The organism is Kitasatospora sp. A2-31, from assembly GCF_022288725.1.
GTDB lineage: Bacteria > Actinomycetota > Actinomycetes > Streptomycetales > Streptomycetaceae > Kitasatospora.
In genome coordinates this window covers 1-9,275 of record NZ_JAKNTA010000051.1, presented here as the reverse complement: position 1 = coordinate 9,275, position 9,275 = coordinate 1, and the positions used below count along the sequence as shown (strand labels likewise).

11 protein-coding genes are annotated in these 9,275 nt (G+C 74.6%); 5 read left to right on the top strand and 6 right to left on the bottom strand.

From position 1 onward, the window contains the following. On the top strand, window positions 1-494 hold a 494-nt coding region (locus MCM47_RS38740; protein ID WP_238860018.1), incomplete at its 5' end, for a GNAT family N-acetyltransferase. Between the two features lie 84 nt (window positions 495-578). On the opposite strand, the gene MCM47_RS38735 is transcribed toward MCM47_RS38740, so the two are convergent. The 5 genes from MCM47_RS38735 to MCM47_RS38715 all read right to left on the bottom strand — a co-directional run bounded on the left by MCM47_RS38735 (window position 579) and on the right by MCM47_RS38715 (window position 4,886). Next, window positions 579-1,598, bottom strand: a complete 1,020-nt coding sequence (locus tag MCM47_RS38735; protein ID WP_238860017.1) for an LLM class flavin-dependent oxidoreductase — start codon at window positions 1,596-1,598, stop codon at window positions 579-581. A gap of 149 nt (window positions 1,599-1,747) precedes the next feature. Then, window positions 1,748-2,614 (bottom strand): glutathione S-transferase C-terminal domain-containing protein, encoded by an 867-nt coding sequence (locus tag MCM47_RS38730; protein WP_238860016.1) that lies wholly within the window; start codon window positions 2,612-2,614, stop codon window positions 1,748-1,750. 195 nt (window positions 2,615-2,809) lie between these two features. After that, window positions 2,810-2,974 carry a hypothetical protein gene (locus tag MCM47_RS38725; protein WP_238860015.1) on the bottom strand — a complete coding sequence of 55 codons (165 nt, stop codon included), beginning with the start codon at window positions 2,972-2,974 and terminating at the stop codon, window positions 2,810-2,812. Between the two features lie 553 nt (window positions 2,975-3,527). Beyond that, the gene (locus MCM47_RS38720) at window positions 3,528-4,079 is read right to left on the bottom strand and encodes a YceI family protein (protein ID WP_238860014.1); all 552 of its coding nucleotides are present in this window, start codon (window positions 4,077-4,079) and stop codon (window positions 3,528-3,530) included. Between the two features lie 171 nt (window positions 4,080-4,250). Continuing rightward, a complete protein-coding gene (locus MCM47_RS38715) occupies window positions 4,251-4,886 on the bottom strand; it encodes an NUDIX hydrolase (RefSeq protein ID WP_238860013.1) in 636 nt (211 codons plus the stop codon). Window positions 4,887-5,196: 310 nt separating this feature from the next. Between MCM47_RS38715 and ddaH the strand changes: the two genes are divergently transcribed. From ddaH to MCM47_RS38690, 4 genes are all read left to right on the top strand, one after another. After that, window positions 5,197-6,024 carry a dimethylargininase gene (gene ddaH / locus MCM47_RS38710; RefSeq protein ID WP_238860012.1) on the top strand — a complete coding sequence of 276 codons (828 nt, stop codon included), beginning with the start codon at window positions 5,197-5,199 and terminating at the stop codon, window positions 6,022-6,024. 138 nt (window positions 6,025-6,162) lie between these two features. Then, complete coding sequence (locus MCM47_RS38705; RefSeq protein WP_238860011.1) at window positions 6,163-6,729, top strand: hypothetical protein; 567 nt, start codon at window positions 6,163-6,165, stop codon at window positions 6,727-6,729. Window positions 6,730-7,131: 402 nt separating this feature from the next. Then, entirely contained in the window at window positions 7,132-7,614 is a 483-nt protein-coding gene (locus MCM47_RS38695; RefSeq protein ID WP_238860010.1) for a nitroreductase family deazaflavin-dependent oxidoreductase, read from the top strand. 176 nt (window positions 7,615-7,790) lie between these two features. After that, on the top strand, window positions 7,791-8,441 hold the full coding sequence (locus MCM47_RS38690) for a LysE family translocator (RefSeq protein ID WP_238860009.1): 651 nt from the start codon (window positions 7,791-7,793) through the stop codon (window positions 8,439-8,441). Between the two features lie 95 nt (window positions 8,442-8,536). On the opposite strand, the gene MCM47_RS38685 is transcribed toward MCM47_RS38690, so the two are convergent. After that, the coding region (locus MCM47_RS38685; protein WP_238951638.1) for a helix-turn-helix transcriptional regulator at window positions 8,537-9,275 on the bottom strand (739 nt) is incomplete at its 5' end.

Below are 9,275 nucleotides of genomic sequence, written 5' to 3'. Positions count from 1 at the left end.
CCGTCCGGGCGTTCCGGAGCGGCGGCGCAGCCGGTGAGCGTGACGCGCGCGCCGCCCACCGGCTCGTCCAGGACGCCTTCGACGAATGGCAGCCGCGGCGCATGGACTACGCGGAGTGGGCCCGGCACACCGTCGAGCGGCCCGGCTTCGCCCCGGCGATGTCGCCCCTGGCCTTCGCGGGTGACCAACTGGTGGGCGCAGCGATCGCGTTGGACCTACCCGACAGCGACGAGGGGTACCTCGAACAGGTCGCCGTCCGCCGTGACCAGCGCAACCGGGGCATCGCCCGTCTGCTCCTGCGGCACGCGTTCCGCGCCTTCCGGCAGCAGGGCCGGCGCGGCTGCACCCTCTGGACGCATTCGGACACCGGTGCGCTGGACCTCTACCTGCGGGTGGGCATGACGGTCCGGCACAGCTCCACGGTCCACCGGAAGCGCCTGGGCCCGGCCCCGGCGGGCGGCTCCGGCTCCGGTCCCGCCCGGCCGCCCGTCTGACGTCGGGCACCGCCGCCGCCACTGCGCCCCACCATCGCTGCCCGGCCCCGGGGGCCGGGCGGCCGGTCACCCGCCGGCCGGCGTTCAGGAAGCCGGTCGCCAGCCCAGGGCGGGCCCGAGGCGGGTGGCGATGTCGGTGAGGATCTGGACGTAGTCGGCGTGCTCGAAGGTGAAGGGCAGCGCGAAGGCGACCTCGTCGATCTCGCGGAACGCGGCGTCGGCATAGAGCCGTTCGGCGATCTCGGCCGAGGTCCCGACCAGATCGGGCGCGAACATCAGGCGGCCCGCGCCCTGGGGCTCCCGGGTGCGCGGCAGCCGCTTGTCGGCGTACTCCAGGTACTTCACGCGCTGCTCGGGCGTCGCGGTGTCGGTCGGGATGACCACCAGCCCCTGCGAGACCCGGGCGCGGTCGCCGTCGGGGTGGTGGTCACGGAACGTCCGGACGTGCGAGAGCTGGATCTGCCCGAAGTCCTCGGCCTCCTCGGCCTTGACCACGCTGCTCGTCAGGAGGTTCATCCCGTGCTCGGCGGCCCAGCGGGCCGACCGGAGACTGCCGCCGCCGTACCACATCCGCCGGCCGAGGCCGGGGGCGTGCGGCTGCACCCGGTCCGAGAACACCTCGAAGCCCTCGACCCCGGCGAAGCCGGTGGCCGGCTCGCCGCGCACGAAGTCCAGGAGCCGTCGCACGCGCTCGTAGCCGAAATCCTCCCGGTCGTCCGTGTCGGGGTACAGCGCGGACTTCACCTGGTCGTAGTGCATCGGCGGTCCCACGCTCACGCCCGGGTTGAGGCGGCCGCCGGAGAGGATGTCCACGGTGGCGAGGTCCTCGGCCAGCCGCAGCGGGTTCTCCCAGCCCAGCGGGATGACCGCGGTGCCCAGGGCGATCCGGCTGGTGCGCTGGGAGGCCGCAGCGAGGACGGCGATCGGCGAGGAGATGCCGTACTGCAGGTGGCGGTGGCGCACCCACGCGCTGTCGAAGCCCAGTTGCTCGCCCAGCTCGATGAGTTCGAGCGTCGACGCGTGGCCTCGGCCGGGGTCGGCCTCGTCGAACAACCCGATCGTGAGGAAGCCCAGCGTCCGCAGGGGCTGTGAGGTGAGCGGCATGTGAAGGCTCCGTCATCCGCGGCGTGCGGCTCCGCACACCGGCATCGTCGTCAGTAGTGTCGTTCCGTCAGCGGGGGCCGGCGCAGCGGCGGATCGCCGCCCCCTGACCGGTGACGGCGTCCCCGCCGCCCGCCGGTCCTGTCACCCGGTCAGCGGGCCTGCCGCACCCGTCCCCGCGCGTACTCGGCCCAGGCCACGATCGGCATCGCCGCCCCGGCACCCTCCCGGCCGCGACAGTCGGCGTGGTGGCGGCGGGCGATGCCGTCCAGGTCGAGGTGGCGCCCGAACGCCGGGTGGCCGGCGAGCCGGCGGGCGTAGGCCCACAGGCGGGGGTGGTCGGCGATGCGGTCCACCGCGGCGGCGTCCAGGTGCCACCGGTGCACGGTGTCGAGCTGCACCAGGGTCACCCAGAGCCGCAGGTCCGCGACGGTCAGGCCGTCGCCCAGCAGGTACTCCCGGGCCGCCAGGCGGTGCTCGACCACACCCAGCCCGCCCAGCAGACGGTCCAGGGCCGCCGCGCGGGACGCCGGATCGGCGTCGGCCCGGCCCGCGTGCTGGGCGGGCGCGCCGATGCTCCACTCGCACAGCTCCTCCACCGTCTCCACCGCGGTGCCGGCGTCGCACGGTTGGAGATCGGCGCCGTAGCGGTCGAACCGCCGGGCCAGGTCGGTGAGGATCCCGCGCGGGTCGGTGCTGACGATCCGTCCGCTCCAGTCGTCGCTGAGCGCCGGCGCCGACGCGGGGCCCCGGTAGTGGTGCGAGGCGGCCTCGAACAGCGGGCGAAGGGCCAGGTAGCCGCCGTCGTCGGCGTCGGGCAGCGCCGGCAGGACGGCCACCGGAAGGATGTCGTCGAGCCCGAGCAGGCTGTGGGCCACCGCGAGTCGGAGTCCGTCCGGACAGGAGAGTGCCAGGTGGAGCCGGTACCGGTGCGGTACGGCGGGGTGACCGCTGCGGGCGTCGCCGCCGATCCGGCCCCGGAAGGCGGGCAGGGCGGCGGAGGAGTGCGGAACGGACATGTGGGATCTCCCGGGCTGCGGAGGCGCGCGTGCGGGCGCGCCGCGGTTCGGCGGAGACTGGGGGGATGGCGTAGCGGGGGGCGACGGGAGGCGAGCCGACGCCGGAACCATTCCGGCGGAAGCGGCGATGGGCGGCGGCCATGGGCGGTGCCGGCGGGCGACCGCTGTGGGAGGAACTGCGGAGGGCGGCCGGGCTCAGCCGAGGACGGCCACCGGGCCGCGACCGCCCTCGGGGCGGCGCACCGCCGGTGCCATGCTGCTCGACACCCGCAACAGGTCGATGTGGCGACGGCAGGTCAGCACCGGCAGCAGGCGGACGGCGTGAGCCGCGCCCTGGGCGACCGGTTCCGCGTTCCTCACCGTGCTCCCGCCTGCGTTCGAGAAAGTTCCTTCCGGAGTCTCACGCCCTGTCCCCCACCTCGTCAAGGGTGTGCGCACCCCCGCGACGGCGGGCAGCGATGCGCCCGGCCCGGGTGGACGGCGCCGGGTGGACGGCCCGGACGGACGGCCCGGACGGACGGCCCGGACGGACGGCGCGGGTGGACGGCGCCGGGTGGACGGTGCCGGGTGGACGGTGCGGACGGACGACACGCCCGGAGGGCAGGAACGCATCGCCCGCCCCGTCGAGACCGATGCCGGGGCGGGCGGCCCTTCCTGATCGAGTAACGGCGCAGACAGCGGTGCGGCCGAGGACCGATGCCCGCGTCCTCGTCCTCATTCTCGTCCATGAGGCGTCGCCCCTCCCGCCGGCTCGGAGACACCGGCCGGTCCGGGAGGAACAGGCCCAGCGGTCGGGGGCGGACTCGTGGTCATCGACCGCAGGGGCGCCGCCGGCCCGGCGCGCCGGGGCGCGCGCCGGTCGGCCCCCGGCGCGCCGCGCAGGCGGGCGCGCCGCGCGGCCGGGTGGTGCTAGCTAGCCCTGCTTGATCGCGGAGAGGTCGAACTCCAGGACGACCTTGTCGCCCACCAGCACGCCGCCGCCCTCCAGGGCCGCGTTCCACGTCACGCCGAAGTCCTTGCGGGAGATGGTCACCGATCCCTCCAGGCCGACCCGCAGGTTGCCGTAGGGGTCGACGGCGTTGCCCGTGTACTCGAAGTCGATGCTGACCGGGCGGGTGGTGTCCTTGATGGTCAGGTCGCCCGTGACGCGGAACTCGGTGTCGGAGCGCGGCTCGACCGAGGTGGTGCGGAAGGTGATGTCGGGGAAGTTGGGCGCGTCCAGGAAGTCGTTGGTGCGCAGGTGCTGGTCACGCTGCTCGACACCGGTGTCGATGCTCTCCGTCTTGATCACCACCTGGCCGGTGGAGCGGGCCGGGTCGGCGCCGTCGAGGTGGGCGGTGCCGTCGAACTTGTGGAACGCGCCGCGGACCTTGGTCACCATGGCGTGGCGGGCGACGAAGCCGATCCGGCTGTGGACGGGGTCGAGGACGTAGTCCCCGGTGAGCTCGGGCAGGCTGAGGGTCATGGTTGAGGTGCCTCCGTAGGACCGGGATCCCGGCGGCGTGGCGCCCGGATCGTTCCGGGCCACGCTAGGACGCCGCCGACCACCCGCCCGGGCGGACACACGGGGCGACGGCGAAAGTGCACCCTGACCGGCGACCCCGGCCTTCGGCCGCGTGGGAGGGGCCGGCACGCCCTACAGCAGGCGGAGGTGGTCCAGGGCCAGGTAGGCGGCGGCGGTGTCGCTCATCAGTCCCGCGCGGAGCACCCGGGAGCGGAACTCGTCCAGGGAGAGCGTCACGACGTCGATGAACTCGGTCCGCTCCGGCTGCGGTTCGGCCACCCGTACGCAATCGGTGGCGACGAAGGCGTACCGGCGGGCGTCGGTGTAGGCGTCCAGCCAGTAGGCCCCGACCGCCTCGACGTCGCCCGCGTACCCGGTCTCCTCCAGCAGCTCCCGGGCGACCGCGTCGGCCGCCTGCTCACCGGGGTCCAGGTAGCCACCCGGCAGGTCCCACAGCACGCGCCCGGGGCCCGGCCGGTACTGGCGGGCGAGGACGACGCGCCGGTCCGGGGTGAGGGCGAGCACGGCACCGGCCGGGCGCTCGCGCTTCAGGTAGAAGACCTCCTCGGCCCCGTCGGGGAGGCGGAAGTCGACGCGGTCCACGGACCTGCCGAACTTCGAGAAGACGGTGGTGCGCGAAGTCTCGCGCCAGGACGCGGTGCCGGGCGCGACGGTGACGGAGGTGTCGGCGGCGAGTCCGGGATCGGCGGCGAGTCCGGGTTCGGGGGCGAGATCGGGCTCGGCGGCGAGATCGGCTGTGTCGGTCACGGTCGGGACTCTACGGCCCCCGCCCCGCCCGGGAGGGGCGCCGAGGCGGCCGTCACGGGGCCGGGAGGCGAACGTCTCCCCCACCGGGTGGCCGGCCCGAGGTGGATCACTTCCGTCCGACCGCCGTACACACCCCGGTCATGTGCCTGATCGCCGGGGACGGGAGGCTCACCGCGACCGACCTCCCGCGGTGAGCCTCCGGCGCGTGTGCCGGACGCTGCGGGGGGCCGGCCGATGCCGCGGGGCGGAGCCTCACCCCCGTCATCCCCCGGCGCCCGTCCGCCAACCCCGTCGGAAGGAAGACCCGCCCATGTCCGCGGCCACCCCCCGCACCGCCCGACCGCGCCACTACCTGATGTGCCGCCCGACGCACTTCACCGTCGACTACTCGATCAACCCCTGGATGGACCCGGCCAAGCCCACCGACGGGGAGCGGGCGATCGCCCAGTGGGAACGGTTGTACGCACTCTTCCTCGACCTCGGCCACACCGTCGAGCTGATCCAGCCGACCCCGGGCCTGCCGGACATGGTCTTCGCGGCCAACGGCGCCACCGTGGTCGACGGCACGGCGCTGGTCGCCCGCTTCCGCCACGAGCAGCGCGCCGACGAGGCTGCGGCGTACGTCGAGTGGTTCCGCACCCGAGGCTACCGGGTGCAGCAGGCCGAGTTCACCAACGAGGGCGAGGGCGACTACCTGCTGGTCGGCGGACACCTCCTGGCCGGCACCGGCTTCCGCACGGACCGCCGGGCGCACGCCGAGGCGGAGCGCGTGCTCGGCCGTCCGGTCGTCACCCTAGAGCTGGTGGACCCGCGCTACTACCACCTGGACACCGCGCTCTCGGTGCTCGGCGACACCGAGATCATGTACTACCCGGCCGCGTTCTCGCCCACGAGCCTCCGCACCCTGCAGGAGCTCTACCCGGACGCCGTGCTGGCGTCCGCCGAGGACGCGGCCGTGTTCGGGCTGAACGCCGTCTCGGACGGCCGCCGGGTCGTCCTGCCCGAGGCGGCGGTCGGACTGGCCGAGCAGCTGCGCGCGCGGGGCTTCGAGACCATCGGCATCGACCTCACCGAGCTGCTCAAGGCCGGCGGCAGCGTCAAGTGCTGCACCCTGGAGCTGCGCGCCGCAGCGGAGTAGCGGTCGCGGCGCTCGGCGGGAACGGGACCGGGAACGGGAACGGGAACGGGACCGGGCCGGCGGAACGGATGGTCAGTTCCCTGTGGTGTACTACGCGTTCACCGAAGATCCACAGTCCTCCCCCGGAGCCACGCCGCCATGAACGCCCCCTGCCCGCAGTGCGCCGCGTCGGACGAGTGCGCCACCGTTTCGCAGTCCCTCGTGGACATCGACCGGCCACTGGACGAGGTGACACGCGCACTGCTGTCCTCGCCGCCCGAGCCGGCCGGCATGAGCGGCGCCTCGATCGCCCTCCTCTGTCTGGCCGGCCTCTTCGCCCTCGGAGGGGTCCGCGGGCTGCTGGCCGACGACGACGGCAGCGGCTCCGACACCGCCTACCAGGCCGGCCGCACCCTTGGCCCGTTCCTCTTCGCCGCGATCCTGGCGGGCGTGGGACTGGCCGTGAACGCCGTCGCCCAGCGCCGTCGCCGCGCGGCGCAGCAGGGGCAGGGCGCGGCGCCGACCCGCGTGCAGTGGGAGCAGCACCGCCGTGTGTGGCGGGCGGCATGGCTGTGTCGGCGCTGCCGGGTCACCTTCTTCCCCGCGGCGTCGATCCGCCCGGACTTCCCGGCCTCGCCGGCGATACCCGTCGAGCAGTTCCCGCTCCGGGTGGCGACCACCGCCGAGCGCGCCTTCGGCACGACCGCCCCGCCCCTGCCCCACTGATCCCGACCGGAGCCGCCGGCCCGCCCGGTTCCCTCCTGATGCGCCGGAGCCGGCGCAGCGGGAGGGTCCCGGGCACCTCCCTGCGCAGCTCCGCCTCGTCGGCCGCGCGCCGGACGCCGATGCTGCGCTTCTCGCCGACCGGTCTCCCCGGCCCGGACAGCCTTCCGGCGAAGGCGCCGGGGGAGCATCACTCGAACGGCGGTGTCGTGGCGTTGCCGCGGTCTTCGACCACCCTGCCGCCGAGGGATGCGCTGACCTGCGGGGAAGCGGAGCCGGGTCCGACGCCGGGATCTCGCCGCCGCATGAAGGGTCGTCGGAAGCGCGGAACGCACTCTCCCCTCCGCGCGAGGCCTGTGCTGGACTGTCCCGAGGTGATCCGTACACGAAGACGGGGTGAAGGCGATGCCTCTTGAGGGCGAGTACGAGCCGAGTCCGGCGCAGTGGGTGCGCGAACAGGTCGAGCTCTACGAGGGCTCGGGCGGCACCCGGGGCACGACGCTCCGGGACACGGGCCTGCCGGTCGTCATCGTCACGATGCGCGGTGCGAAGAGCGGATCGATCCGCAAGATTCCGCTGATGCGCGTGGAACACGACGGCCGGTACGCGGCGGTGGCCTCCAAGGGCGGCTTCCCGAGCCACCCGGACTGGTACTTCAACCTCAAGGCCGACCCGCAGGTGGAGCTCCAGGACGGCCCCGAGCGCCGGAGCATGACCGCCCGCGAGCTCACCGGGGACGAGAGGGCCCGGTGGTGGCGGCGCGCGGTCGCCGCGTATCCGCCGTACGCCGAGTACCAGGAGAAGGCCGACCGCGTGATCCCGGTCTTCGTCCTCGAACCCGAGCACCCGGGCGGGTCGGCGAAGGACACGGCGCCGACGGGCAACTGACCTTCGCACCCCGGGAGCCGCCGGCACCGGCGACGTCCGGGCCATCGCGCACCACCGGGTCTCCCGGCCGCCCCGACCGGCCGCGCCCCGGCGTACGACAGCAGGACGGCACGAGCCGGACACGCCGGTGAGCTGCTAGGTTGCGTCCGGGCCAACGCGCGTACGGAGGTAGTGCTGTGATCGGGCTGGGAGCGATAGCGGGGATCGCGCTGGTGGAACTCGGCATGGTGCTGACACCGGGGCCGAACATGATCTACCTGGTCTCCCGGTCGATCGCCCAGGGGCGCCGGGCGGGACTCGTCTCACTGGCCGGGGTCGCCCTCGGCTTCCAGGTCTACCTCCTCGCGGTGTCCACAGGAATCGCCACCGTCTTCGCGCTGGTGCCCGAGATCTACCTCGCGGTCAAGCTGGCCGGGGCGGGCTACCTGCTCTGGCTGGCCTGGAAGGCCGTCCGGCCGGGTGGCCGATCCCTCCTCGCGCCCCAGGAGTTGACCCCGGACGGGACCCGCAAGCTCTTCCTGATGGGCCTGCTCACCTGCCTGCTCAATCCCAAGGTGGCCATCCTCTACATCTCCCTGCTGCCCCAGTTCGTCGACCCGACGCGCGGTCACGTCGCCGTGCAGGGGCTGCTGTTGGGACTGACCCAGATCGCGGTGGGCGTCGCGGGCAACGCGTTCTTCATCGTCACGGCCGGCTCCGTCGCCGGGTTCTTCGGCCGGCACCCGCTCTGGCAGCGCCTGCACCGCTACGTGATGGGCACCGCGCTGGCCGGCTTCGCCGTCCGGATCGCCACCGAGCGAACCGGCGCCGCGGTCGCCCTGCGCTGACGCACGGCCCACAGCCCGGGCCGGCCCCGGGAACCCGAGCCCCGCGACCGCACCTCCCCGCCCCCCGGTGCCGGGCTCGCGCGGAGGAGTGTCTCTCAGGGAGCGCGCCCAGGGCCGGACCCCGGGGCATCCCCGCCCTCGCCCCCGCCCGCCAGCAGGTCACCCAGAGCGCTGCGCCGGTACAGCACGTGCCGACCGTCCCGCGCCCGGGTGACCAGGCCCGCGGCGTGCAGGACCTGCAGGTGCTGGGAGACGGCGCTCGGGGTGACCCGCAGGCGGCGGGCCATCTCCACCGTGGGCAGCGGCGCCTCCAGCAGGCCGAGCAGCCGGGCCCGGGCCGCGCCCAGCAGGGCCACAAGGGCCGCGGGGCCGGCGGCCGGCGCCGCCTCCCACAGCGTGGCGACGCCACGGCTGGGGTACGCCAGACGGGGCGCCTCGTCAGGGCTGACCGGCGGCGCAGGCTTGTGCGCGAACACCGACGGCAGGAGCAACAGCCCGCGTCCGGAGGCCTCGACGCGATGGCGGCCGATCATCCGGTCGACGTGCAGCACGCCGCCCTCCCAGCGCAGATCGGGGTGCATGTCGGCGAACAGCAGCCGGGCGCCCCCGACGGCGAGCTGCCGCGCACGGTAGGTCATGTCCGCCTCCAGCACGAGGCGCATCTGCGGCCAGTGCGGTGCAACGGTCACCTCCCAGTAGCGGCGCAGGAGCTCACAGACGTGTCCGCGGAGCGCGGTCACCGCCTCGTCGTCGTCCTCGGCGGCGGCGCGCAGGGCCGCCGGCAGCGGGTCCGGCGCGTGCGCGAGCCGCAGGTCGTGGCGGACGCGGTCCGGG